Below are 24,230 nucleotides of genomic sequence, written 5' to 3'. Positions count from 1 at the left end.
CGCCGCCGCCCGATCCGTCGCCCACCGCCTGCCGCTTGCCGTCGGCCGTACCGAACCGGCCGTACAGAACCAGGAGCCACGATGACAGAGACCGTCTCGGTCCCGGGCCCGGCCCTGCCGCCCGACGACGCTTCTCCGCTGCTCGAACTGACGGGCCTGGTCAAGCACTTCCCGGTACGCGGCAAAGGCGTCGGACGCCGCACGGTGGGGGCGGTCCGGGCCGTCGACGGCATCGACCTGACGGTGCACGCCGGCGAGAGCGTCGGCCTGGTCGGCGAGTCGGGCTGCGGGAAGTCGACCACCGGCCGGCTGATCACCCGCCTGCTGGAGCCGACCGCGGGCTCGATCAAGTACCAGGGCAAGGACATCGCGCACGCCTCGCGGCGCGAGCTGGCGCCGATCCGCTCCGAGATCCAGATGATCTTCCAGGACCCCTACTCGTCGCTGAATCCGCGCCAGACGGTCGGCGCGATCGTGGCGTCCCCGATGGAGATCAACAAGATCGACCCGCCCGGCGGCCGCAAGAAGCGGGTGCAGGAGCTGCTGGAGACGGTCGGCCTCAACCCGGAGCACTACAACCGCTTCCCGCACGAGTTCTCCGGCGGCCAGCGGCAGCGCATCGGCATCGCCCGGTCGCTGGCCCTGGAACCCAAGATCATCGTGGCCGACGAGCCGGTCTCCGCGCTGGACGTGTCGATCCAGGCGCAGGTGGTCAACCTGCTCCAGGGGCTGCAGCGCGACCTGGGCATCGCCTTCGTCTTCATCGCGCACGACCTCGCGGTCGTCCGGCACTTCTCCGAGCGGGTCGCGGTGATGTACCTCGGCAAGATCGTCGAGGTGGCCGACCGGGTCTCCATCTACACCAGCGCCCGGCACCCCTATACCCACACGCTGCTCGCCGCGGTGCCCGAGCTGGACCCGGACGTGGCGGCCAACCGGACCCGGGTGCGCATCGTCGGGGACGCGCCGAGCCCGATCGCGCCGCCGTCCGGCTGCCGGTTCCGGACCCGCTGCCCCAAGGCCCAGGACCTGTGCGCCGAGGTGGAGCCGACCCTCGACCTGGCACCCGACCTGATCGCCGGGCACCGGGTGGCCTGCCACTTCCCGGGCACCGCGGCGGAGACCGCGGAGGCCAGCGAGCGGATCGCGGCCAAGGACGGCGGCAAGGGCGCGGTCGACGTGGTGCAGAGCCCCGAGCTCATCTGACCGGACCCGCAGGACCCCCGGACCGACCGGGACACAACACGACGCAAGGCCCAAAGGGTGCCACCTCCGTACGGAGGTGGCACCCTTGTCTTTTGCACCCGCCGCGCTACGCGCGTCACGTGACGCTGTGCCAGGTCGCCGCAGGTCAGTACCTCTTTCGAGTACAGCCACTCTGCGTAGCGTTTCCGGTCGTAAGGACCGAGGTAAGGGCCGCGTGTGGATGTTCGTTCATCGGACTGTATGCTCCGGGCAGCGGTACACCGTGTCCGATTGATTCCGCTGTCTTCGCGAATGCTCCGACCTGGTGGTCGGGACGATCCGGAGAGTTGCGTGATCAAACCGCAATGCTCCAGAACCTTGGAGGGCGGGAATCGGTGACGGATAGTAGATGCGCTTGTGCTCGGAACATGGTCATGCGCTCAGCGGCGCGACTGGACGGGCAGCCGCGGCGAGGACACCCACGGGTTGCCCGTCGTACTTCACCTTTGAAGTGATCTTGAGGAGGCAACCCATGCGCGGAACGACGCGCGTGAAGTGGATCGCCGGTGCGAGCATGATCGCGCTTGCGGCCACGGCATGTGGTGGCGGCGACAGCGGTGGCGGCTCGGGTCTCCCGGCCGGCTACTACTCGGCCAGCAGCACCGAGCCCCAGAACCTGCTGCAGCCCGCCAACGCGAACGAGACCGGTGGTTTCTACCCGCTCTCGATGATGTTCCGCGGCCTGTACACGTACGACGCGAAGACCGGCCAGGTCGTGCCGGCGATGGCGGAGTCCTGGACCACCACGGACAACCAGAACTACACCGTCAAGCTCAAGACCGGGTGGACCTTCCACAACGGCGAGCCGGTGAACGCCAAGTCGTACGTGGACGCCTGGAACTGGGGCGCGCTCTCGACGAACAAGCAGCTCAACTCGACCTGGTTCCAGCCGATCGTCGGTTACGACGACGTGCACCCGGCCGAGGGCGAGCCGAAGGCCAAGACCATGTCCGGTCTGCAGGTCGTCGACGACACCACCTTCACCATCAAGCTGACGCAGCCGATCTCGGCTTTCCAGGCGCAGATGGGCTACACCCCGTTCATGCCGCTGCCGCAGGCGTTCTACGCCGACCCGGCCAAGTTCGGTGAGAAGCCGGTCGGCAACGGCCCCTTCCAGCTGGACGAGAAGAACGGCGGCTGGGAGCGCAAGAAGTCGATCACCGTCAAGAAGTACGACAAGTACACCGGCACCGACGCGGCGAAGTCCGACGGCGTGCGCCTGGTGTTCTACACGACGTACGACGCCGCCTACACCGCGCTGCGTGACAACAAGCTCGACGTGATCGACCAGATCCCGGTCTCCGCGGTCGGCAGCTTCCAGCAGGACCTCGGCAACCGCGCCATCGTCCAGCCGCAGCTGACCATCCAGAAGATCGGCTTCCCGCTGTACGACGCCGGCTGGGGCACCCCCGGCGCGGCGAAGGTCCGCCAGGGCCTGTCCATGGCGATCAACCGCGAGGAGATCACCAAGGCGCTGTACAAGGGCATGGAGCAGCCGGCCGTCGACTGGCTCGCCCCCGGCGTGCCCGGCCACATGGACGTCTGCGGCGAGACCTGCAAGTACGACCCGGCCAAGGCCAAGGCGCTCATCGCCGAGGGCGGCGGCATCCCCGGCGGCAAGCTGACCATCGCGACCAACGCCGACGGCCCGCACCGCGAGTGGGTCACCGCGGTCTGCAACAGCATCAACACCGCGCTGGGCAGCCAGGCCTGTGAGCCGAAGCTGTACCCGGAGTTCTCGGTGGCCCGCAAGGACATCACCGACAAGAAGATGACGGGCGCGTACCGGACCGGCTGGAAGGCCGACTACCCGTTCCCGGACAACTTCCTGAACGACATCTACCGCACCGGTGCGGCGTCGAACGACTCCGGCTACTCGAACGCCAACTTCGACAACCTGGCCAAGCAGGCCCAGGCTGCCCCGAACGAGGCCGCGGCCCTGCAGCTCTGGCAGCAGGCCGAGAAGCAGCTCACCCAGGACCTGCCGTCGATCCCGCTCTGGTACTACGTGACCAAGGCCGGCTCCTCGACCAAGGTCTCGAACGTGTCGTTCGACGTGTTCGGCAACCCGGAGTTCACCGAGGTCACCGTCAACAAGTGATCCGGGCCTGACGGCCGGCGCGCTCCGCGAGGCGCGCGCCGGCCGCCGGGACTTCGCAATTCCGCCTCAGCCGACGCCGTGATCCACGGCGTCGGCTGTGCCGCGGCAGGTGACATGCCGAACTCGACCGCAGGAGGCTGGCATGGGGCGTTACGTCGTCCGACGGCTGCTCCAGATGATCCCGGTGTTTCTCGGGACCACGTTCTTGATCTACTTCATGGTCTACCAGCTCGGTGGCGACCCGATCTCCGCAATGTTCGGGGACAAAGCCGCCGACCCGGTGTTCGTGAGACAGATGCGCGAGGAATACCACCTGAACGATCCGCTGATCGTGCAGTACTGGTACTACCTCACCGGCCTTCTGACAGGTGACTTCGGCACCAGCTTCAGCGGCATCCCGGTCGCGGACGAGCTCAAGCGGGCCTTCCCGATCTCCATCCGGCTGGCGCTCATCGCCTTCGCCATCGAGATCGTGGTCGGCGTCGGCGCCGGCCTGCTCGCGGGCCTGCGCCGCGGCAAGTTCGCCGACTCGGTCGTGCTGGTCACCACCCTGATCGTGATCTCCATCCCGGTCTTCGTGCTCGGCTACGTCGTGCAGTACTGGCTCGGCCTCAAGTGGCAGCTGTTCCCGGCCACCGCGACCCCGGGCGACCCCACCTGGGAAGACCTGATCCTGCCCGGCATCGTGCTGGGCAGCCTCTCGCTCGCCTTCGTGGCACGGCTGACCCGCACGAGCATCGCGGAGAACATGCGCGCCGACTTCGTGCGCACCGCGACCGCCAAGGGCCTGCCGCGCCGCCGCGTGGTGACCGTGCACCTGCTGCGCAACTCCCTTATCCCGGTGGTGACGTTCCTCGGGGCCGACCTCGGCGCACTGATGGCCGGCGCGATCGTCACCGAAGGCATCTTCAACGTGGACGGCGTGGGCCGGCTGATCTACCTGGCCGTCACCAAGCACGAGAACGCCACGGTGGTCGGCGCGGTCGCCGCCCTGGTGATCGTGTACCTGGTGATGAACCTGATCGTCGACCTGCTGTACGCCGTCCTGGACCCGAGGATCCGGTATGCCTGAGCACGACCGGCAGCGCGAACAGCTGCCCACGAGCAGTGACGAACAGCCGCACTTCGGTTCGATCGAGACACCCTCGATCTTCCTGGCCGATGCCGAGGGCACCACGGTGGAAAAGAGCGGCGCCTACGCGGCGCCCGACGGCAGCGGCCCGCAGGACAAGCCGCGCGGTGCCTGGGCCGAGGCCTGGCGCGAACTGAGCCGCAGCCCGCGCTTCTACATCTCCGGCGTCATCCTGCTGCTGCTCCTGACCATGGCGTTCTTCCCGGGCTGGTTCACCGACCAGGACCCGCGTTTCTGCCCCATCGCGGACAGCAACATGGAGGCCTCGAGCGCGCACTGGTTCGGCACCAACCAGCAGGGCTGCGACATCTACTCCCGGACGATCTACGGCGCCCGCGCGTCGATCATCGTCGGCATCGCGACCACCGCGATCATCGTGCTGCTCGGCGGCGTGGTGGGGGCGATCTCCGGCTACTTCGGCGGCTGGATCGACTCGGTGCTGGCCCGCGTCACGGACGTCTTCTTCGGCATCCCGCTGCTGCTCGCCGCACTGGTGTTCATGAGCGCCTTCGAGGAGCGCTCGGTCTGGACGGTCGTCGCCGCACTCGGCGCCTTCGGCTGGATGCAGATCGCCCGCATCATGCGCGGCTCGGTGATCACCGTGAAATCCGCGGACTACGTGGTCGCGGCCAAGGCGCTGGGCGCGGGCACCCGCCGCATCCTGCTGCGCCACGTGCTGCCCAACGCGATCGCCCCGGTGATCGTCGTGGCCACCATCTCGCTCGGCACCTTCATCGCGACCGAGGCGACGCTGTCGTTCCTCGGCATCGGCCTCCCGGCGTCCGAGATCTCCTGGGGTGCGGACATCAGCTCCGCCACCACGGTGATCCGCGACCAGCCGTCCCAGCTGTTCTACCCGTCGCTGTTCCTCTCCGTGACGGTGCTCAGCTTCATCCTGCTCGGCGACGCGGTCCGCGACGCGCTCGACCCGAAGCTCCGCTGACGGGGGAGGGGACACAACAGTGACGACGAACCAGCAGACCAAGCCCGAGAAGACGGACGCCGTGCCCGGCGCTCCGCTGCTCGAGGTCGACGACCTGCATGTGGAGTTCCGCACGCGCGACGGGGTGGCCAAGGCCATCAACGGCGTGTCGTACTCGGTCTCCGCGGGCGAGACGCTCGCGGTGCTCGGCGAGTCCGGCTCCGGCAAGTCGGTGACCGCGCAGACCATCATGGGCATCCTCGACATGCCGCCCGGTGTCATCACCGGCGGCGAGATCCGGTTCCACGGCCGGGACATGCTCAAGATGGACAAGGACGAGCGCCGGAAGATCCGCGGCAAGAAGATCGCGATGATCTTCCAGGACGCGCTCTCCGCGCTGAACCCGGTCTACTCGGTGGGCTTCCAGCTCGCCGAGATGTACCGCGTGCACGAGGGCATGTCGCGCAAGGACGCCAAGGCGCGGGCCATCGAGCTGATGGACCTGGTCAAGATCCCGGCGGCCAAGGAGCGGGTCAACGACTACCCGCACCAGTTCTCCGGCGGTATGCGGCAGCGCATCATGATCGCCATGGCGATGGCGCTCGACCCCGAGCTGATCATCGCGGACGAGCCCACCACGGCCCTCGACGTGACGGTCCAGGCGCAGGTCATGGACCTGCTCGCGGAGCTGCAGCGCGAGCGCCACATGGGCCTGATCCTCATCACCCACGACCTCGGCGTGGTCGCCGACGTGGCCGACAAGATCGCGGTCATGTACGCGGGCCGCATCGTCGAGCACGCCCCGGTGGACAAGCTCTACAGCAGCCCGGCGCACCCGTACACCGAGGGCCTGCTCGCCTCGATCCCGCGCCTGGACCTCAAGGGCCAGGACCTGTACGCGATCAAGGGCCTGCCGCCCAACCTCATGCGGATCCCGAGCGGCTGCGCCTTCAACCCGCGCTGCCCGTACGCGCAGGACATCTGCCGCGCCGACGTCCCGCCGCTGATCGAGGTGGCGCCGGCCCGGCACAGCGCGTGCCACTTCGCGCAGCAGGTGCTCGACAAGAACGGAGGCTCGTGATGACCACCGCCGCTGAGCCGATCCTCCAGGTGCAGAACCTGGTCAAGCACTTCCCGCTGACCCAGGGGATCCTGTTCCAGAAGCAGATCGGCGCGGTCAAGGCCGTCGACGGCGTGAACTTCGAGCTGACCCAGGGCGAGACGCTCGGCCTGGTCGGCGAGTCCGGCTGCGGCAAGTCGACGGTCGCCAAACTGCTGATGAACCTGGAGCGGGCGACCGCAGGCCAGGTGCGCTACAAGGGCGAGGACATCTCCAAGGTGTCCGGCAAGGCGCTCCGGTCGGTGCGCCGGAACATCCAGATGGTGTTCCAGGACCCGTACACCTCGCTGAACCCGCGCATGACGGTCGCGGACATCATCGGCGAGCCGTACGCGATCCACCCCGAGGCGGCTCCGAAGGGCAGCGCCAAGCACCGCGTCCAGGAGCTCCTGGAGCTGGTCGGCCTCAACCCCGAGCACATCAACCGGTACCCGCACCAGTTCTCCGGCGGCCAGCGGCAGCGCATCGGCATCGCCCGCGGCCTGGCGCTCAACCCGGAGATCATCATCTGCGACGAGCCGGTGTCCGCACTCGACGTGTCGGTGCAGGCGCAGGTCATCAACCTGATGGAGAAGCTGCAGGGCGAGTTCGGCCTGTCGTACGTGTTCATCGCGCACGACCTGTCGATCGTCCGGCACATCTCGGACCGGGTCGCGGTTATGTACCTCGGCAAGATCGTGGAGATCGGCACCGAGACCGAGATCTACGACCACCCGACGCACCCGTACACCCAGGCGCTGCTTTCCGCGGTGCCGGTGCCGGACCCCGCGGCCCGGCAGCACCGCGAGCGGATCATCCTGACCGGCGACGTGCCCTCGCCGGCCAACCCGCCGTCCGGCTGCCGGTTCCGCACCCGGTGCTGGAAGGCCCAGGAGATCTGCGCGCAGGAGGAGCCGCTGCTGCAGATCCGCACCGGCCTGCAGGGCCACGCGGTGCACGCCAGCGCGTGCCACTTCGCGGAGGAGAAGGACATCGTGCACTCGCACTGACGTCCTTCCGAAGCCGGATCGCGGGCCGGGTCGCGCATATGCGCGGCCCGGCCCGCGGCCTTGTCCCGTCTTGCCCGTATTCTGACGGCTGCTCAGCTGCACTGAACGCACCAACTGGAGACATGCCCGTGCGCATTACGTCCGCTCCGCAATGGATAGCCGGGGCCGCGGTCCTCGCGATCGCCGCCACGGGCTGCTCGGGAGGCGGCGGAGGTGCGGGCTCCGCGGTCGAGAACGCCTCCGCGGGCACGCAGGGCTCCGCGGCGCCGGCCCCGGCCAAGGCGTACGACTGCTTCGACGCTGCAGCCCAGGGCAGCGCGCCCGACCCGAACGCGGGGGCGGCGGCGGTGGACCCCGCCGGGGTGTTCTCGGCCTCCGCGACCGAACCCGAGGACCTGATCCCGGGCAACAACCTGGCGGATCCCTCGAACTACGCCCTGGGCATGCTCTTCCGCGGCCTGATCGGCTACGACGCCACGAGCGGCAAGCCGTATCCGCTGATGATGGCGTCGTGCACCACGACGGATGCGACGGCGTACACGATCTCCGTGAAGCCCGGGTGGACTTTCCACGACGGTACGCAGGTCACTGCGAAGTCCTATGCGGACGCCTGGAACTGGGCGAAGGACCCGGCGAACAAGGCCGCGGCCGCCGACCTCTTCGCCGACGTGGCCTCGGTGGAGGCGCCCGACGAGACCACGCTGCGCGTGAAGCTCGCCAAGGCCAAGTCGTCCTTCCCGGCCCAGCTGGGCCTGACGGCGTACGCCCCGCTGCCTGCGTCCTTCTTCGCCGACCCCAAGGCATTCTCCGAAGCCCCGGTCGGCAACGGGCCGTTCGCGTTCGACTCCGCGTCGGGCGGCTGGGAGCGCGGCACCGCCATCCACCTGAAGCGGTACGACGCCTACTCCGGTCCCGACAAGGCGCGCGCCGCGGGCGTGAAGCTGCAGCTGACGCGGTCGACCGGTGCGAGCACCACGCCGAACGTCGCTTCGGCCGTGCCGGTGCGCCCGGGGGAGCCGGTCAAGGTCGCGGGCGGCACGGTCGTCCGGGCTCCGTGGTCGTCCACCGAGATGCTGAACCTGCCGATGTACGACGCCGCGTGGTCGGCGCCCGGCAAGGAGAAGGTCCGCCAGGGGCTGTCGCTGGCGATCGACCGCAAGGCGATCCTGGAGCGCTTCTACCCGGGCGGCGCCGGGCAGCCGGCCACCGACTGGCTGGCCCCGGGAGTGCCGGGCCAGGGCAACGCATGCGGCGAGCTGTGCGCGTACGACCCGGCCCGCGCAAAGCAGTTGGTCACCGAAGGCGGCGGCCTGCCGGGCGGCAAGGTGACTCTGGCCTTTGCCGCGGACGGCGGCCGCACGGCGGTGTTCCGGGCGATCTGCGACAGCATCGACGCGGCGCTCGGCGCCGGTTCGTGCGTCCTGGCCCCCGAGGCCGAGTTCGGCGCGCTGCGCACCAAGATCAACGCCAAGCAGATGACGGGCCTGTTCCGCGGCGGCTGGGTCGGCGACTACCCGAGCCCGGAGAACTTCCTCGCGCAGATGTTCCAGAGCGAGTCGAAGACCAACGACAGCGCCTACACCAGCAGCCTGTTCGACAAGGCCGTCGACAAGGCCAAGGCCGCGCCCGACCCCGCCAAGGCCGCCCAGGCCTGGACCGACGCCCAGGCCCAACTGGCCCTCGACATGCCGAGCATCCCGCTCTGGTCCTACGAACGCGTCGCCGCCCACGGCCCGATGATGGCCAAGGTGGAACTCGACACCTTCGGCGTCCCGATCTGGACCCAGACGGGCCTGAAGAAGTAGCGAATACGGAAGGGCCCGGCACCTCACTCCGAGGTGCCGGGCCCGCTCGCGTTGTCGGCCGGTAAATCCTGTGGCTGCAGAACCGGTTGGACTGTCGCGCTATGTTGCCGTACGACTACCCTGGGATTAGTTGGTCGGCTGCCCTGGAGGGGAGCAAGTGATGCCTGGACGACACCGCGGACCCGACCATCCCATCGAGGGCGACGGGCAGCAGCCTGGCCGTCCGGTTCCGCCGCCGCCTCCGCAACCGCCGCCTCCGCAGCCGGATCCGAAGTGACCGAGCCTGAGGGGATGTCCGCCGCCGAACGCCTCGCCGGCGAGTTGATCCGGGACGGCTACCTCGTGCCCGACTGGCTGGCCGCGTGGCGGTCGGTGGACCGCGAGGCGTACATCCCGGCCCGGGTCTGGGTGCCGGAGCACGACGGCTACCGGCGTCTGGACCGCGGCGACGACCCGCGGCGATGGCGTGAGTCGGTGTACACCGACATCCATCTCGTCACCCAGGTCGCCGAGGGGCCGGAGGCGGCATGGGCGTTGCAGCCGACCAGCAGTGCGAGCATGCCGCGCATGGTCGCGGGGATGCTGGCGGCCCTTCAAGTCCGCCCGGGGCACCGCGTCCTGGAGATCGGGACCGGCGTCGGGATCACCGCCGCCCTGCTGGCGGCCCGGCTCGGCGATGGCGCGGTCGCCAGCGTGGAACTCGATCCGCACGTTGCAGCCGGTGCCCGCGCCGCGTTGGAGAGCGCCGGACTCCGCCCGCACCTGTACGTCGGGGACGGGACGTTGGGCGCCGCCGAGCTCGCGCCGTACGACCGGTTGCTGTCCACCTGCGCGGTCCGCTCGATCCCGCCCGCGTGGCTGGAGCAGACGCGTCCCGGCGGGCGGATCGTCACCCCGTACGGGACCACGCTCTATAACGGCGTCCTGCTCGACCTTGCCGTGACCGGGGACGCTGACGGGTCCGCAGCGTCCGGACGCGTGATCGGCGACGCCGCGTTCATGTGGGAACGCGGCCAGGGGCTCTCTCCCCGGGTGATGGCCGCCGTCGGCGACGAGGAGCCGGACAGTGAGCGGACGGTCGACTGGGACCCGCGTCTGCTGGTCGACAATCCCGACGCCGCGTTCGCGGCCGGGCTGATGCTGCCCGGAGTCCGGCGCAGCCTCGGCACGCCCGATGCGCCTGATGCTTCGACCGGAACGTTCACGGTGTGGCTCGTTGCCGCCGACGACCGGTCATGGGCGTGTGTCGATTGCGTTCCCGGTGCTGCGACGTACGAGGCTGCCGCGTTTGGTCCGCGGGACCTACTCCACGAAGCCGGGGCCGCACTGGCGTGGTGGCTGGAGGCGGGTGCCCCGGCGCGGACCCGCTTCGGCGTCGAGGTGCGTCCGACCGGTCAGTACGTGTGGCTGGACCATCCCGGGAAACCGCTTCTTGCCGCACCGGCTGACCACGGGTAGTGCGACAGGCCCGGCGCCACCACTTGGTGGCGCCGGACCCGACCAGCGCGTCGCTCAGGCGGTCAGGGAGCGCTTGAGGAAGTCGACCTGCAGGAGCAGGAGGTTCTCGGCGACTTCTTCCTGGGGGGTCATGTGGGTGACGCCCGACAGGGGCAGGACCTCGTGGGGGCGGCCTGCGGCGAGGAGGGCCGAGCTGAGGCGCAGGGTGTGCGCCGCGACGACGTTGTCGTCGGCGAGGCCGTGGATGATCATGAGCGGGTTGACCTGCTCCGCTGCCTCGCCCAACTCGCCGCCCAGGCAGAGGGAGTTGGCCTTGTAGACCTCGGGCTGCTCGGCGGGGTGGCCGAGGTAGCGCTCGGTGTAGTGGGTGTCGTACAGGTGCCAGTCGGTGACCGGGGCGCCCGAGACGCCCGCGTGGAAGACGTCGGGGCGGCGGAGGATCGCCAGGGCGGCGAGGTAGCCGCCGTACGACCAGCCGCGGATGCCGACCCGGGTCAGGTCCAGGTACGAGCGGTCCACGGCGAGGGACTGGAGCGCCTCGATCTGGTCGTCGAGGGTGGCGCCCGCGAAGTCGTCCACGATCGCCTTCTCCCACTCCGGGGAGTAGTGCGGGGTGCCGCGGCCGTCCGCGACGATCACCGCGAAGCCCTGGTCGGCGAACCACTGCGAGGTGAGGTGCGGGTTGCGGGCCGCCACCACGCGCTGGCCGTGCGGGCCGCCGTACGGGTCCATGAGGACCGGCAGCTTCTCGCCCGAGGTCGGGTCGAAGCCGCTGGGCAGGAGGATGGCGCAGGGGATGCGGTTGGGGCCCGCGGTGGTCAGCTCGACCTCTGCGGTGAGCACCGGGGTCTCCGCGTACGACGCGATCTCGCCCACCACGGCACCGTCCTGAAGGACCGTCACCTTCGGGCCGAAGCGGTCGAGGGAGGACGACACCAGGATCGTCGTGGCGCCGGAGCGGATCGCGTTGTGGACGCCGGGCGTGGTGGAGACGCGCTCGGCGCCGTCCGCGGTCACGCGGTAGACGTGGATCTCGCCGGTCTCCGGGTCCTCGGCCGCGGTTCCGGCGGAGGCGGTGACCAGGACGTCGGTGGCGGTGATGTCGACGACCGAGCGGATGTGCAGCTGCGCGTCGGTGAGGGCGCGGCCGTCGACGGAGACGCGGCGGGCGCCGTCGGCGTCCTCGACGCGGAGCAGGGTGCCGTTCGGGGTCCAGGCCGGCGCACCGGGGATGATGTCGTGCCAGACCGGGTCCTGCGAGGTGTGCTGTTCGGCGGTCTCGCCGGTGGCGGTGTTCGCGGTCAGCACGCGCTCGGTGCGCTGGTCGCGGGTCTGGACGACCAGCAGCGGGGCGCCCGACGCGCTCCAGGAGACGTTGACGACGTACGGGAATTCCTTGCGGTCCCAGGTCAGTTCGGTGCGGTCGCCGGAGGCGGCGGCGAAGGCGAACAGCGTCACGTCGGCGTTGGGGGTGCCGGCCGCCGGGTAGGCGATCTCCTGCGGTGCCGACGCCGGGTTCGCCGGGTCGGCGATCCACCAGCGGTCCACCGGTGCGTTGTCCACGCGCGCCGCGATGAGTGCGGTGCCGTCCGGGGACCACCAATAGCCGCGGAACCGCTGCATCTCCTCGGCGGCGATGAACTCGGCCACGCCCCAGGTGATTTCCGGGTTCTCCGGGGTGGCCAGTGCGCGGTCGCCGGTGCCGTCGGTGCCGATCACGCGCAGTTCGCCGCCGGCGGTGTACGCGATCAGCCGGCCGTCGGGCGCCGGGCGCGGGTCGATGACCGGCCCCGGGGTGTCGAGTTCGGCGACCGTGCCGGCCGCCAGGTCGGCGGCGAACAGCCGGCCGGACAGCGTGAAGGCGGCGACGGTGCCGGCCTTGTCGACCGCGTACCCGACGACGCCGGCCGAACCCTCGCGGCTGCGCTCGCGGCGGGCCCGCTCCTCGGCGGACAGGTGCTCCTCGGCGCCGCCGAGGAGGACGGCGGGATCGGCCACGATCCGCTCGCCGGAGCCGGGTTCGTACGCCCACAGGCATGTGGTGCGGTCGTCGCCGGACCGCGAGCGCAGGAACAGGACAGTGGTGCCCGAGCCGCCGGCGCCTCCGGTGATGGTGAAGGCGCGGGGGACCCCAAGCGTGAAGCGCTGGGTGCGGGCATGTTGCCGGGGAAAGGTGATCTCCGAACGCATGTGCTCAGCCTACGGGTGACCGGAACGGCCTACCCGGGACTTGATCGGCTGCCGCTGAACGGGTGATTTCGGACCGTACGCGTTGCAATACGCATCGTGTCTGAGATTGATTCGTTGTTAACGGGGTTTCTTTCCATCGCACCCCTTTGGGAGGTACGCGGCCATGGCGGTCTCGGTCTCCGTCGTGATGCTCCTCGGTGTCACGGTCGTCTTTCTGCTCCGCAAGGCCGGGCTGCGCCCGATGCATGCCATCGTGTGCGCCCTGCTCGGCTTCTACTTGTCCGGCACGTCGCTGGCCCCGTCCATCCAGGAAGCGGGCACGAGCTTCGCCGGCATCGTCAACGGCATCCATTTCTGACCCCGGGCGCCCGCGCGTTCGCGAGGTGCCCGCCGTCGTCTGGCGGGCGCGCCGTACCGTGGCGGCATGGCCTCGAACGATCACGCACCCGACGGCACTCCCGCCGAGACGCCGGCGAACCGTTGGCTGGCGGTCACCGGCGGCACCCGCGGCCCGGCGTACGCCGCTCGCTTCCGCGAACTGGCCGCGCAGGGCCGGGACCTGCACGGCGAAGCGCGGTTCTGCGACGCTCTGCTGCCGCGCGGCGCGCGCGTGCTGGATGCCGGCTGCGGCACCGGCCGCGTCGCGGTCGAACTGGCCCGGCTCGGGCACCGCACGGTCGGCACCGACATCGACGCGTCGATGCTCGGCGAGGCCCGCGCCGCGGCCCCGGAGCTGGACTGGGTGCTCGGCGACCTGGCCGTGCTCGACCCCGCCGAGGTCGGCGGCGCGGGCACGTTCGACCTGGCGGTCGCGGCCGGGAACGTCATGGTCTACCTGACCCCGGGCACCGAGAAGCAGGCCGTCGCCACCCTCGCCGCGTGCGTGCGGCCGGGCGGCGGGCTGGTCGTCGCGGGCTTCGCGCTGGACGGCGGCGAGAGCGGGACGAAGGTGCCCGCCGCGGACTACGAGGCCGCCTGCGCGGCGGCCGGCCTCGAACCCGTCGGCGCGTTCGCCGGCTGGGACCGCGAGCCGTGGGACCCGGACGGTGAGTACGGCGTGTTCGTGCACCGCCGGCCCTGACCGCGCTCCCGGGCCCGGGCCCGGCGCGCACCCCGCGCTCCGGCGGGTGTCGGAACCGGCACGTACGCTGGCGGGCATGACCGATGCGCCCGCGACTCCGCTCAGCCTGCTGCTCGTGCACGCCCACCCGGACGACGAAGTGATCAACAACGGCGCCAGCATGGCCCGCTACGCGGCCGAGGGCGTCCACGTCACCCTGGTGACCTGCACGCTCGGCGAAGAGGGCGAGATCCTGGTGCCCGAGCTCGCGCACCTGGCCGCCGACCGCGAGGACGCGCTCGGCCCGCACCGCATGACGGAGCTGGCCGACTCGATGAAGGCGCTCGGCGTCGGCGACCAGCGCTACTTGGGCGGCCCGGGCCGCTACCGGGACTCCGGGATGATGGGCACGCCGCCCAACGAGCGCCCCGACTCCTTCTGGCAGGCCGACGTCGACGAGGCGGCCGGCCACCTGGTCCCGGTCGTCCGCGAGGTGCGCCCGCAGGTGCTGGTCACCTATGACGAGATCGGCGGCTACGGCCACCCGGACCACATCCAGGCGCACCGCGTCGCGATGCGGGCCGCGGAGCTGGCCGCCGACCCGGCGTACGGCGCGGGCGAGCCGTGGGAGGTCGCCAAGATCTACTGGAACGCGATGCCGCGCTCCGTGGTCGCCGCCGGGTTCGAGCGCATGAAGGAGGCGGGCCAGGAGCTGCCGTTCGAGAATGTGGAGGTCGACGACCTGCCGTTCGTGGTGGACGACGCCCTGGTGACCGCCGCGGTCGAGGCGGGGGAGTACTTCGACGCCAAGGTCGAGGCGCTGCGCGCGTACCCGACCCAGGTCAACACCGAGGACGCCTTCTTCGCGCTGTCCAACAACGTCGGGCAGTCGATCATGACGGTCGAGCACTACCGCCAGGTCAAGGGCGAGCCCGGTCCGGCCGGTCCGGACGGCCGCGAGAACGACCTGTTCGCGGGCCTTCGCGGGTGACCCGGCCACAGGCCGGGCGGCGCCGGGTTAGGGTGCATCAGTGATTTCCACGGTCGGCCGGGTCGCGGCATACGTCGGTCTGTTCGTGCTGGGCTGCGCAGCAGGCGCGGTCGGTGCGTTCGCCCAGTCGGCATACGCGCCCGCCGGGCTGATCCTGGCCCTGGGCGGCGCCGGCGCGCTGTTCGCGGCGGGCGGCATGCTCACCCGCGCGAAGGCCGGCGCGATCGCGCCGGTGGCCGGGTGGCTGATCACCGTGTTCTACATCGCAGCGGCTCCGCGGCCCGAGGGGGACTGGGTCTTCACCGGCGGAGCCGGCTCGTACGTGTTCCTGCTGGGCGGCTCGGTGGTCGGTGCCATGCTTGCGATGCAGCCGTGGGGCGGCAATGCAAGCTCGCTACTTCTTTCGGGTGAAAGGCTGCCTTCGAGCGGCAAGTGACGGACCAGTCCGGCCCATGCTCGACGGCGTGAGGGCCGGGTCCGGCCGCCGGGAGCGCGAACGTAACTTCCGGCGCGCCGCATTCGTTGCTCCGCTTGTAGCGGCCAAGTACTCCCAGTCCAAGGCCCCACGTGTGCCGGTCAGGCACGCGGTTCCGTCCCGGCACGGCGCGCCGCATACGATCATCATTCGATCGGTGGCGGGTGCTGTGAGACGCAACCGGTCGTCGGTGGCCGCCTTCCGGGGCGGTCGAGGATCGCAACGGAGAGTTCGTTCGTCGTGAGCAACGACCATCCCCCCACGCCTTCCGGTGCGCCCGAGGAGCGTCATCCCTTCTTCGACCGGCCGCCCAGCCGGCCGGCGACGCCGCCCCGCTCCCTCCCGGGCGAGGGCGAGACCGCCCCGGCCGGGGCGTCCGACGCGGGTGCGGGCAGCGGGCCCGGCCCGGCCGCGGACCGGCTGCCGCCGCGCGATCCGGCCGAGTTCGACGCGTGGTTCGACGACGAACCGGTGCGCCCGATGCCGTCGCCGGCCGGCGTGCCGCCCACTCCCTACGTGCCGCAGTACGGCGAGTCCGGCTACGGCGAGCCCGGCCCCGGCGGCTCCGCGGCGCCGGGCTTCGGCGACGGCGGCTACCCCGGCCCGGGCTCCGGCCCCGACCTCGGCGGCTATGCGGGCGGCTACCCGGCCGACCCCGCGCCCGGTCCCGACTTCCCGGCGCCGGACTTCCCGGCACCGGACTTCCCGGCCGCGGCGTACCGCGACCCGCAGTTCCCCGCGGAGCCGGGCACGCCGGGAGTCCCGGGCCCGTCCGGCGCCCCGGTCGCCCCGGGCGCCCCCGCGTTCCCCGGCGACCCCGTCGCGAACATGCAGCCCGCCGAAGCGGACGCGGCCGACCGGGGCGCCTCCGGCCTGCCCACCCGGGCCGGCCGGCGCAGCCTGATCGGCGCGTTCGGGCCGCCCGCGGACCTGCAGACGCCGATGTCCTCGGAGGCCTTCACCCAGGAGGCCGGTCCGGGCGAGGACGGCGACCAGACCATGACCACCCGGGCCAGCATCAAGATCCCCGGATCGCGGCCCATCCCGCCGATCGTGCTGCGCGGCCAGGCCCCCATGGGCCGGGACGGCGAGGGCTACGACGGCTACGACGAGCGCGGCGGCTACGTCGACGGCGCGGGCATCCGCGGCTGGGACGACGTCGACGACCACGAGTTCGGCGTCGACACCCCGGCCGGCGGCACCGCGGGCCCGGGCGGGCCCGGCAGCCGCCAGGAGGCGGGCCGCCGGACCCCGGACGGCCCCGCGCAGGCCAAGCGCAAGCGCCGGCGTACCGCGATCGTCGCGTCCGCGGCGGTCTTCGCACTGCTCGGCGGGCTGTACGGCGGTTCGCTGGCCTACGCCGGCGGCGGCGTCCCGCGCGGCACCTCGGTGCTCGGCGTGGACATCGGCGGCCAGTCCAAGAGCGAGGCGATCCGCACCCTGGAGCGCGGCCTGGGCGAGCGCGCCACCGGCCCGTTCAAGGTGAAGCTCGGCGACAAGGAGCTGACCCTCGACCCGCCGAACGCCGGACTCATCCTGGACACCCGCGGCACCGTGGACCGGGCCGCCGAGCGCAGCCTGAACCCGCTCGAGTCCATTCCGGCGATGTTCGGCGGCGGCCGCGAGGTCAAGCCGCGCACCATCGAGGACCCGGCGAAGCTGGCCGCGGCGCTGGAGCAGCTGGCCGCGGACGCGGGCGAGCAGCAGCGCGAGGGCGGCATCTCGTTCGCGGGCGGCAAGGCCGCCGCGATCGCCCCGCAGTCCGTGCAGGTGCTGGACACCCCGGCCGCGGTGGCCGCGGTGCGCGACGCGTACCTGGCCCGCAGCGGTCCGGTCGTGCTGCCCACCAAGCTGTCCAAGCCGAAGGTCACCCAGGAGGAAGTGGACCGCGCGATGCGCGAGTTCGCGGGCCCGGCGATGTCCGGCCCGGTCACGCTGACGGCCGGCAAGGCGAGCCTGAAGCTGGAGCCGGCCACGCTGGCCAAGTACCTGTCGATGGAGCCGGACGCCAACGGCAAGCTGACCCCGAAGATCGATACCGCGGGTCTGCAGGAGGCGCTCGGCAACACCTTCTCGGCGGTCGGCCAGAAGCCGGTCGACGCGACGTTCAAGGTGGAGAACGGCAAGGTCGTGGTCGTCGCGCACAAGCCGGGCCAGGGCGTCTCGGGCACGAACGCCGCGCAGGCGCTGCTCGGCGTGCTCACCAAGACCGGTGCGGCGCGCACCGCGGCGGTCACGCTCGGCCCGGTCGACCCGGAGTTCACCACGGCGAAGGCCGAGGCGCTCGGCATCACCGAGGTGATGGCGACGTACACCACGAACTACCCGTACGCGGCGTACCGGCTCACCAACATCCACCGGGCCGCGGACCTCATCGACGGCGGCATCGTGATGCCCGGCGAGACGTGGTCGCTCAACAAGACGGTCGGCGAGCGCACCGCGGAGAACGGGTTTGCCAAGGGCACCATCATCAACAACGGGCGCTTCCAGACCGACTTCGGCGGCGGCGTCTCGCAGGTCGCCACCACGATGTTCAACGCGGTGTTCTTCGCGGGCCTCAAGGACGTGATGCACAAGCCGCACAGCTTCTGGATCGACCGCTACCCGGCCGGCCGCGAGGCGACCGTGGCGTGGCCGTCGCTGGACCTGAAGTGGCAGAACGACTCGGGCAAGCCGGTGTTCATCGACACCGCGTACACCGACTCGACGATCACGGTCACCCTGCTGGGCACCAAGAAGTACGACCAGATCAAGTCGGTCAGCTCGAACAAGTACGACCCGGTGGCGCCGAAGACGGTCAACGACACCGGTGCGGGCTGCGTCGCGCAGGGGCCGTCGGCCGGCTTCAAGATCGATGTGACGCGGGTGTTCGTCAAGGACGGCAAGGAAGTCCGCCGCGAGCAGTTCCACACCAAGTACGACGCGGCCGACAACATCATCTGCGGCCCGGCGGCGCCTCCGGCCGGCGGTGCGACGCCGCCCGCGGGCGGCACGCCCCCGCCGCCGGACGCGGGCTGACGCTGCATCAGGCCGCCTTCGGCGGACGCGGAACGAAACGCCGAGGGGCGGTCCCGGGCACAAAGCCCAGGGCCGCCCCTCGGCGTTTCCGCGGGCTCAGCGCGCGCGGCCGATGTCCTGCGCCACGTCGAGGCCCCAGAAGCGGTCGAGGTGCACGAGGGCCTCGAAGCGGGCCCCTTCGGCCAGTCCGGCGTCGCGGCGCAGCGCATGGGCAAGCGCCAGCGCGTGCGCGGTGTCCAGGCCGTCGTCGATCAGGCCGTGCACCTCGGCCACCCGGGCGGCGGGCATCGCGGCGGACGGCGACTCGGCGAACCGCGCCACGTCGGCGCGCAGCAGCGCGAGTGCGTCGGCGGCGGCCGCGAAGTCGGCGAAGCCGAGCGGTCCGGCCGCGAACACGCCCTGGGCCAGCAGCGCGAGACGCAGCACGAGAGGGTCGCCGGGCGGGGTGTCCTCGGGTGCGGGATCGGGCGGTACGGACACCAGGATGCGCGCGGGGGAGCCGGGCCGCGGGGCGTCGGCGGCGTCCGCCGGGGTGGGCTCGGCATCGGCGTCCAAGGGCTCCCGGGGGCCGAGGAAGTGCACGTCGAACGGTGCCGAGGCGCCGTTCGGCGGGTGGATGTTGAACCGCATCAGGCCGGGCAGAGCCGGGCGTTCGCAGGCGTGGGCGGCGACCGCGACGACCAGCCGCGAGCGCTCCGCGGCCCGCCGGGCGAGATCGGCGGCGAGGGCGGCGCGCAGCGATGCGGGGCAGTAGGCCACCCGCAGCCGCCGGGTGCCGGGTGGGGCGACGGGCTGCGGGCGGCCGGTCCGGGTGTCGGTCAGGTGCAGCATGAAGGCACCGTACCCGCGCGGACCGCCCGCGACGGGGCACGGCACTCGGTCCGCGCGGGTGCTCGGCGGGGCGGCCGGGGTCAGCGGCGTACCGCGACGAAGCGCAGCCGGGCGTAGTCGGCGTACCAGCTGCCGTCTTCGCGGGTCAGCCGGTCGCGCAGGACGTCGTCCACGCGGGCCAGCAGCGGTTCGTGCACGTCGGCCGGGAAGTGCCGCAGTACCAGCGGGCCGAACATGCGCCACCAGTCTGCGGCCGTGTCGCCCGGGCTCAGCGCGGTGGGGCGGTCGAAGTACGAGGTCGTCCGGACCTCGAATCCGGCCTGCTCCAGGCATGTGGCGTATTCGGCGGTGGACGGAAAGTACCACGGCAGTTCGACGGGGACGCCGGGCGCGACCTCGGCGGCCGCGGTGCGCAGGCCCTCGATCAGCGCGGCGACGTTGCGGCCCGCCCCGAACTCGGCGACGAACCGGCCGCCCGGCACCAGCGCGTCGCGGACCCGGGCGGCCACCTCGCCGGGCTGCTTCATCCAGTGCAGTGCGGCGTTGGAGAACACCGCGTCGAACGGCTCGGCCACCGTGAAGGTGTGGCCGTCCGCGACCGCGAACGTCGGTGCCCCGGCGGCCTCTCCGTGCTTCGCGACGGCGGTGCGGATCATCTCGGCGTCGCCGTCGATGCCGTGCACGGACGCCCCCGAGGCGGCGATCTCGACGGCCAGATCGCCGGTCCCGCAGCCCAGGTCGAGGATGCGTTCGCCGGGCTCGGCGGCCAGCAGCTCGACCACTCCGCGGCCGTATGCCGAAACGAACGAGAAGTTGTTGTCGTACTGCATTGCATTCCAAGTCATGCCTTGCAGCTTAAGGGTCGACTCCATAATTTGAGACTCATATTTTACATAGTGAGACAGTCGATCATGATGTGACCGGCTCCACGGGCGCCGCGTACCGTGTTCGCATCTGCGCCGCCGAACGGAGGAGTAGAGTCCAGGCGCCACCAGCGGCGGCGAGTTCGGCCGACGCCGGTCCGCCCGGCCGGAGTTCCGCGCCGGGTCTGTGCAGCACTTCGGAGGCAGGGCCATGGGGCTGCGCCGCGCGACCGCGCCGACTGCGCGAACTCCGTGGTCGACGCGTGCCCGTGACGCCCTGCGCGGCCGGGTCCGCTGGGCCGTCACCGCGGTCGTCCTGGCCGCACTGCCCGCGGTTTTCGTGGTGGCCTTCTCCGGCGAGGACAAGCCCGACCGGCTGAGTGCGGAGTACGTGCGCACCGGCAGCTGGGACAACGGCTTCAGCGCCCAGTACATCCTGCGCAACGCCGGCGACGAGACCGTGCAGGGCTGGACGTTGCGCTTCCGGCTGCCGCCCGGCAGCGAGGTCACCACCTTGTGGAACGGGCGCCTCGACCGGGACGGCGCCCGCTACACGATCCGCAGCGAGGACTGGAACCACGCGCTGCGGCCCGGCGAGACCGCCGTGGTCGGCTTCGAGGCCCGGCATGTGGACCCGTCCGTCCCGCCCTTCGAGACTCCGGTCGACTGCACCATCAACCGGCACCCCTGCATGGGCGGCGCCCTGGTCGAGTCCGCCGGCGAGCGCTCCCGCACCGCCCCCGAACCCACCGCGACCTCGGGCGCCGGACCGGCGAACCCGCGTACGCAGCCGGGCCATCCGGTGCCCGGCGCATCCAGTGGCGCGGCCGCCACGGGATCGCCGCCGCCCGGCGGCGCCACCGCGGGCAGCGGGGCCGGACCCGGCACGGCGCCTCCGCCGCAGACTCCCGCGAGCCGGACGGGCAATCCGGGCGGCACCGCGCAGGGCGTCCCGCTCCGCCCGTACCTCGACCTCGCCGCGCCCGGTTCCTACGACCTGGCCGCCGCGGCCGCCGCGACCGGAATCACCGACTGGACCCTGGCGTTCGTGGTCGACCTCGGCGGCTGCCGGCCCGCGTGGGGCGGCGGGATACGCCTGGACGACCCGGGCATCACCGCGAAGTTCGCCGAACTCCGGGCGCTGGGCGGCCGGGCCTCGGTCTCGTTCGGCGGCGCGGCCGGCACCGACCTCGCGGCGTCCTGCGCGACTCCCGAGGAACTGGCCGCCGCGTACCGGGCGGTGGTGGACACCTACGAGGTCGACCGCATCGACCTGGACGTCGAAGGCCGCTCGCTCGGCCGGCCGGACATCGTCGAACGCCGCAACATCGCCCTCGGCCTGCTGCGCGACGGCCTCCGCCGCGACGGGCGCTCCGTGGAGATCACCTACACGCTGCCGGCCGGCCCGGCCGGGCTCGGCCCGGAGGCCATGGCCCTGCTGCGCGACGCGGCGGCCCGCCAGGTCGGCGTCGACTCGGTGAACCTGCTGGCGATGGACTACGGCGCCGCGAACGCGCCGGACCCGGCCGGGAACATGGGCCGCTACGCCATGGACGCGGCCCGCGCGGCGCACGGCCAACTGCGGTCCATCTGGCTGCAGATGTCCGACCAGCAGGCCTGGCAAATCCTGTCCGTCACGCCGCTCATCGGGTCCGGGGACGTGCCCGGCGAGGTCTTCACGCTCGCGGACGCCCGCCAACTGGCCGCCTTCGCCGCGGCGAACAACCTGGGCCGGCTGTCGTGGTGGTCCGCGGTCCGGGACCGCGCGTGCTCGGGCACCAACGCGGCGGACGAACCGCCGTGCAGCGGGCTCCCGCAGGTGCCGCACGCGTACGCGCGGGCCTTCCAGGCCAAGTAGCCCCGCCCCGGGTCAGTTGAGGCGGGCCCGGGCCTCGCGCGCCTCGCGCCGCACGGTCTCCGCCAGCGCCCGGTCGATCGCCCCGACCAGGTCGGCGAAGTCGTCCAACTCCGCGGCACCGCCGGTGAAATCCCCGGTCTGCACCAGCAGCGTGCCGCGCTCGCGGCGCAGCGCGGCAGGGTGCCGGGGCAGCAGCAGCGACAGTTCCACGGCCCACAGGCGCGTCCAGGCGCGCTCCGGGGCCTGCTGCGGATTCTGCGCCCAGACCCGGATGTTGTTGAGGATGCGCAGCAGGATCGCGGACGGCAGGGCCGGAGCCAGCAGATGCGGGTCGTCGGGGGAGCCGCCCGCACCGATGGCGATGCCGCGGGCGTCGTCGACGGTCAGCAGCCGGCCGCCGGCGAACGGGTCGGCGAGCACGAACTCGCCGTCCGGGTCCCCGATCCCGACCACGAAATGGCCGGGCAGCGCGACCCCGTACACCGGCAGCCCGACCCGGCGCCCCACCTCGATCCACACCACGGACAGCAGGATCGGCAGCCCGCGGCGGCGCCGCAGCACCTCGGGCAGCAGCGAGGACCGCAGATCGGCGTAGTCGGCCTGCGCCCCGCCGAAGCCCGCCCGGGCGCCGAGCACCAAGGCCAGCACCGCGGCCGCCCGGGCGGGCGCCTCGGTGTCCGCGGGGCCGGTCAGCTTCGCGGCCACCGCACCGGCCAGCCGGTCGAGTTCGACGAGGCCGGTCTTGATGTCCAGCGCGGGGTCCGCCTCGGCACCCATCAGCAGGCACGCCTCGGCCAGATCGACCGGGTCGGCGCGCACCACCTCGGCGAATCGCGCTCGGCGGGCGGGCGCGGCATTCGGGTCGTTCACCCCGGCGGCTCCCTGCGGTAGTGGTGGAGTTGGCGGTCCGGAGGTCCAGCGTGCCGCATCCGGGGGACGAGCGGGGCGCCCGGCGGCAAGGGGCGCCCTCGCTCAGTGCGTGCCCGTGTCCGCGGTCCGGACGCGGTAGTGGTAGCGGTGGTGCTCGGCGAAGCCCAGCCCGGCGTACATGCGCACGGCCGGTTCGTTGTCGTCCTCGACGGACAGCAGCGCGGTGGTCGCCCCCGCGTCCAGGGCGTGCCGGGTCAGGGCCGCCATGATGCGGCGGCCGAGTCCGCGGCGCCGGTACGCCGGGTCGACCTCTATCGCGGTGTAGCTCACCACCCGCAGCCCCGTGGCGAGTCCGCCGGGGCCGGGCATCGTGCTGCCGCCCAGGTCCACGGTGGCCCGCCCGATCGCGGTCGGGACCTCCTGGCCGGGCTCGCGCAGCTGCGCGAAGACGGTGCCGCGCGGGCCGGCCAGCACGTGCCGGGCGGCGTCCGCGCCCGGGCCTTCGGCGGCCACCTTGTGGTACCGCGCCATCCAGGACCGGTCCGGTGCGTCGGCCAGCTCGACCGTGCCGGGGGCGCCGGCGTCCGGGTCGCCGAGCAGGTCGGCCACCGCGCCGAGCCGGGCGACCTGCACGATCGCCCGGGCCTGCGCCTCCCAGCCGGCCTCGGCGAGGTGCCGGTCCGCCGCGGAGCCGGCCACCACCTGGAAGTAGGCGGGCAGCCCGCGGTCCGCGTACCAGGCCTCGGCGGCCGCGACCGCGTCCGGCAGCGGGCGGTCCGGGGACCCGGTCACCAGCACCGAGTTGGCGCGCCGGGTGAACCCCGCGGAGGCGCGCAGCCGCCAGTCGCCGAGCCCGGCGTACTCGACCGCCGGCCAGGCCCGGTCGGCGGCGCTCTGCAGGGCCTCGACCGGCACGGCCGCCGGGCCGCGGGCCGGGGCGGGCGGCACGACCTTGCCGGCCACCAGGGTGCGCTCGGCCACCCGGGCGACGGAACCGTCCCTTCGGGTGATCGTGAGGACGCCGTCGGCCCACCCGGTGAGGTCGCCGACGACATCGCCGTACTGGACGGGCTCGTCCGGCCCGCTCAGCAGGCGCCGAACCGACACGCGCCGGCCGACGTCTTCGGGTGTGATCCGGTTCACCTGGTGTGCCCCCTGATCCGTATGAACTCCGCCGGAGATCTCTGCTGATATGGGCCCGCTAGGAGATAGCCCGGGACCACCGCGATACTAGTGACGGGCATCGACGTTGCCGCGCTCCCGCGCATCTGTAACGACCTAAGGCGTAGCCCGCCATGAGGA

19 protein-coding genes are annotated in these 24,230 nt (G+C 72.1%); 14 read left to right on the top strand and 5 right to left on the bottom strand.

Annotated elements, in window-relative coordinates; genetic code table 11:
- Positions 1-81 precede the first annotated feature (81 nt).
- The 8 genes from LZ495_RS37895 (at position 82) to LZ495_RS37860 (ending at position 10,772) form a co-directional block, all read left to right on the top strand.
- Positions 82-1,206, top strand: coding sequence for an ABC transporter ATP-binding protein (locus LZ495_RS37895; RefSeq protein WP_235057727.1), 1,125 nt, complete (start codon positions 82-84; stop codon positions 1,204-1,206).
- A 511-nt stretch (positions 1,207-1,717) separates the two neighbouring features.
- A complete protein-coding gene (locus LZ495_RS37890) occupies positions 1,718-3,346 on the top strand; it encodes a peptide ABC transporter substrate-binding protein (protein WP_235057726.1) in 1,629 nt (542 codons plus the stop codon).
- Between the two features lie 142 nt (positions 3,347-3,488).
- Positions 3,489-4,418 (top strand): ABC transporter permease, encoded by a 930-nt coding sequence (locus LZ495_RS37885; RefSeq protein ID WP_235057725.1) that lies wholly within the window; start codon positions 3,489-3,491, stop codon positions 4,416-4,418.
- On the top strand, positions 4,411-5,421 hold the full coding sequence (locus LZ495_RS37880; RefSeq protein ID WP_235057724.1) for an ABC transporter permease: 1,011 nt from the start codon (positions 4,411-4,413) through the stop codon (positions 5,419-5,421). The genes LZ495_RS37885 and LZ495_RS37880 overlap by 8 nt, the downstream gene beginning before the upstream one ends.
- Positions 5,422-5,440: 19 nt before the next feature.
- Complete coding sequence (locus LZ495_RS37875; RefSeq protein ID WP_235057723.1) at positions 5,441-6,481, top strand: ABC transporter ATP-binding protein; 1,041 nt, start codon at positions 5,441-5,443, stop codon at positions 6,479-6,481.
- The gene (locus tag LZ495_RS37870) at positions 6,481-7,509 is read left to right on the top strand and encodes an ABC transporter ATP-binding protein (RefSeq protein ID WP_235057722.1); all 1,029 of its coding nucleotides are present in this window, start codon (positions 6,481-6,483) and stop codon (positions 7,507-7,509) included. Before LZ495_RS37875 ends, LZ495_RS37870 begins: the two co-directional genes overlap by 1 nt.
- A 122-nt stretch (positions 7,510-7,631) precedes the next feature.
- Positions 7,632-9,314, top strand: a complete 1,683-nt coding sequence (locus LZ495_RS37865; RefSeq protein WP_235057721.1) for an ABC transporter substrate-binding protein — start codon at positions 7,632-7,634, stop codon at positions 9,312-9,314.
- 273 nt (positions 9,315-9,587) lie between these two features.
- Entirely contained in the window at positions 9,588-10,772 is a 1,185-nt protein-coding gene (locus LZ495_RS37860) for a methyltransferase domain-containing protein (RefSeq protein WP_235057720.1), read from the top strand.
- Positions 10,773-10,826: 54 nt separating this feature from the next.
- On the opposite strand, the gene LZ495_RS37855 is transcribed toward LZ495_RS37860, so the two are convergent.
- Entirely contained in the window at positions 10,827-12,962 is a 2,136-nt protein-coding gene (locus LZ495_RS37855; RefSeq protein ID WP_235057719.1) for a S9 family peptidase, read from the bottom strand.
- 163 nt (positions 12,963-13,125) lie between these two features.
- On the opposite strand from LZ495_RS37855, the gene LZ495_RS37850 reads away from it, so the two are divergent.
- The 5 genes from LZ495_RS37850 (at position 13,126) to LZ495_RS45130 (ending at position 18,506) form a co-directional block, all read left to right on the top strand.
- The gene (locus LZ495_RS37850) at positions 13,126-13,320 is read left to right on the top strand and encodes a DUF2304 domain-containing protein (protein ID WP_235057718.1); all 195 of its coding nucleotides are present in this window, start codon (positions 13,126-13,128) and stop codon (positions 13,318-13,320) included.
- Positions 13,321-13,386: 66 nt separating this feature from the next.
- Positions 13,387-14,043, top strand: a complete 657-nt coding sequence (locus LZ495_RS37845) for a class I SAM-dependent methyltransferase (RefSeq protein ID WP_235057717.1) — start codon at positions 13,387-13,389, stop codon at positions 14,041-14,043.
- 76 nt (positions 14,044-14,119) lie between these two features.
- Positions 14,120-15,013, top strand: a complete 894-nt coding sequence (gene mshB / locus LZ495_RS37840) for an N-acetyl-1-D-myo-inositol-2-amino-2-deoxy-alpha-D-glucopyranoside deacetylase (protein ID WP_235057716.1) — start codon at positions 14,120-14,122, stop codon at positions 15,011-15,013.
- Between the two features lie 40 nt (positions 15,014-15,053).
- The gene (locus LZ495_RS37835) at positions 15,054-15,449 is read left to right on the top strand and encodes a DUF6113 family protein (RefSeq protein WP_235057715.1); all 396 of its coding nucleotides are present in this window, start codon (positions 15,054-15,056) and stop codon (positions 15,447-15,449) included.
- 279 nt (positions 15,450-15,728) lie between these two features.
- A complete protein-coding gene (locus LZ495_RS45130) occupies positions 15,729-18,506 on the top strand; it encodes a VanW family protein (RefSeq protein WP_235057714.1) in 2,778 nt (925 codons plus the stop codon).
- Between the two features lie 96 nt (positions 18,507-18,602).
- On the opposite strand, the gene LZ495_RS37825 is transcribed toward LZ495_RS45130, so the two are convergent.
- Both LZ495_RS37825 and LZ495_RS37820 read right to left on the bottom strand, forming a co-directional pair.
- A complete protein-coding gene (locus LZ495_RS37825) occupies positions 18,603-19,337 on the bottom strand; it encodes a hypothetical protein (RefSeq protein WP_235057713.1) in 735 nt (244 codons plus the stop codon).
- An 80-nt stretch (positions 19,338-19,417) separates the two neighbouring features.
- A complete protein-coding gene (locus LZ495_RS37820) occupies positions 19,418-20,182 on the bottom strand; it encodes a class I SAM-dependent methyltransferase (RefSeq protein WP_235057712.1) in 765 nt (254 codons plus the stop codon).
- A gap of 229 nt (positions 20,183-20,411) precedes the next feature.
- On the opposite strand from LZ495_RS37820, the gene LZ495_RS37815 reads away from it, so the two are divergent.
- Positions 20,412-22,058, top strand: a complete 1,647-nt coding sequence (locus tag LZ495_RS37815; protein WP_235057711.1) for a glycoside hydrolase family 18 protein — start codon at positions 20,412-20,414, stop codon at positions 22,056-22,058.
- Positions 22,059-22,070: 12 nt separating this feature from the next.
- Here the strand turns inward: LZ495_RS37815 and LZ495_RS37810 are convergent, their stop codons facing one another.
- Together LZ495_RS37810 and LZ495_RS37805 are read right to left on the bottom strand one after the other, a co-directional pair.
- Entirely contained in the window at positions 22,071-22,928 is an 858-nt protein-coding gene (locus LZ495_RS37810) for a transglutaminase family protein (protein ID WP_235057710.1), read from the bottom strand.
- A gap of 102 nt (positions 22,929-23,030) precedes the next feature.
- Positions 23,031-24,071, bottom strand: a complete 1,041-nt coding sequence (locus LZ495_RS37805; RefSeq protein WP_235057709.1) for a GNAT family N-acetyltransferase — start codon at positions 24,069-24,071, stop codon at positions 23,031-23,033.
- Between the last annotated feature and the right edge of the window lie 159 nt (positions 24,072-24,230).

It is taken from the genome of Yinghuangia soli (genome assembly GCF_021502675.1).
Lineage (GTDB): Bacteria > Actinomycetota > Actinomycetes > Streptomycetales > Streptomycetaceae > Yinghuangia > Yinghuangia soli.
Note: the sequence above shows the minus strand (reverse complement) of the source record. Positions and strands in the feature narration are given on the sequence as shown.

Coding starts and splice junctions, on each gene's coding strand:
- LZ495_RS37845 (WP_235057717.1), top strand. CDS start 13,387: ATGGCCTCGAACGATCACGCACCCGACGGCACTCCCGCCGAGACGCCG.
- LZ495_RS37815 (WP_235057711.1), top strand. CDS start 20,412: ATGGGGCTGCGCCGCGCGACCGCGCCGACTGCGCGAACTCCGTGGTCG.
- LZ495_RS37895 (WP_235057727.1), top strand. CDS start 82: ATGACAGAGACCGTCTCGGTCCCGGGCCCGGCCCTGCCGCCCGACGAC.
- LZ495_RS37890 (WP_235057726.1), top strand. CDS start 1,718: ATGCGCGGAACGACGCGCGTGAAGTGGATCGCCGGTGCGAGCATGATC.
- LZ495_RS37850 (WP_235057718.1), top strand. CDS start 13,126: ATGGCGGTCTCGGTCTCCGTCGTGATGCTCCTCGGTGTCACGGTCGTC.
- mshB (WP_235057716.1), top strand. CDS start 14,120: ATGACCGATGCGCCCGCGACTCCGCTCAGCCTGCTGCTCGTGCACGCC.
- LZ495_RS37855 (WP_235057719.1), bottom strand. CDS start 12,962: ATGCGTTCGGAGATCACCTTTCCCCGGCAACATGCCCGCACCCAGCGC.
- LZ495_RS37870 (WP_235057722.1), top strand. CDS start 6,481: ATGACCACCGCCGCTGAGCCGATCCTCCAGGTGCAGAACCTGGTCAAG.
- LZ495_RS37880 (WP_235057724.1), top strand. CDS start 4,411: ATGCCTGAGCACGACCGGCAGCGCGAACAGCTGCCCACGAGCAGTGAC.
- LZ495_RS37820 (WP_235057712.1), bottom strand. CDS start 20,182: ATGACTTGGAATGCAATGCAGTACGACAACAACTTCTCGTTCGTTTCG.
- LZ495_RS37865 (WP_235057721.1), top strand. CDS start 7,632: ATGCCCGTGCGCATTACGTCCGCTCCGCAATGGATAGCCGGGGCCGCG.
- LZ495_RS37825 (WP_235057713.1), bottom strand. CDS start 19,337: ATGCTGCACCTGACCGACACCCGGACCGGCCGCCCGCAGCCCGTCGCC.
- LZ495_RS37885 (WP_235057725.1), top strand. CDS start 3,489: ATGGGGCGTTACGTCGTCCGACGGCTGCTCCAGATGATCCCGGTGTTT.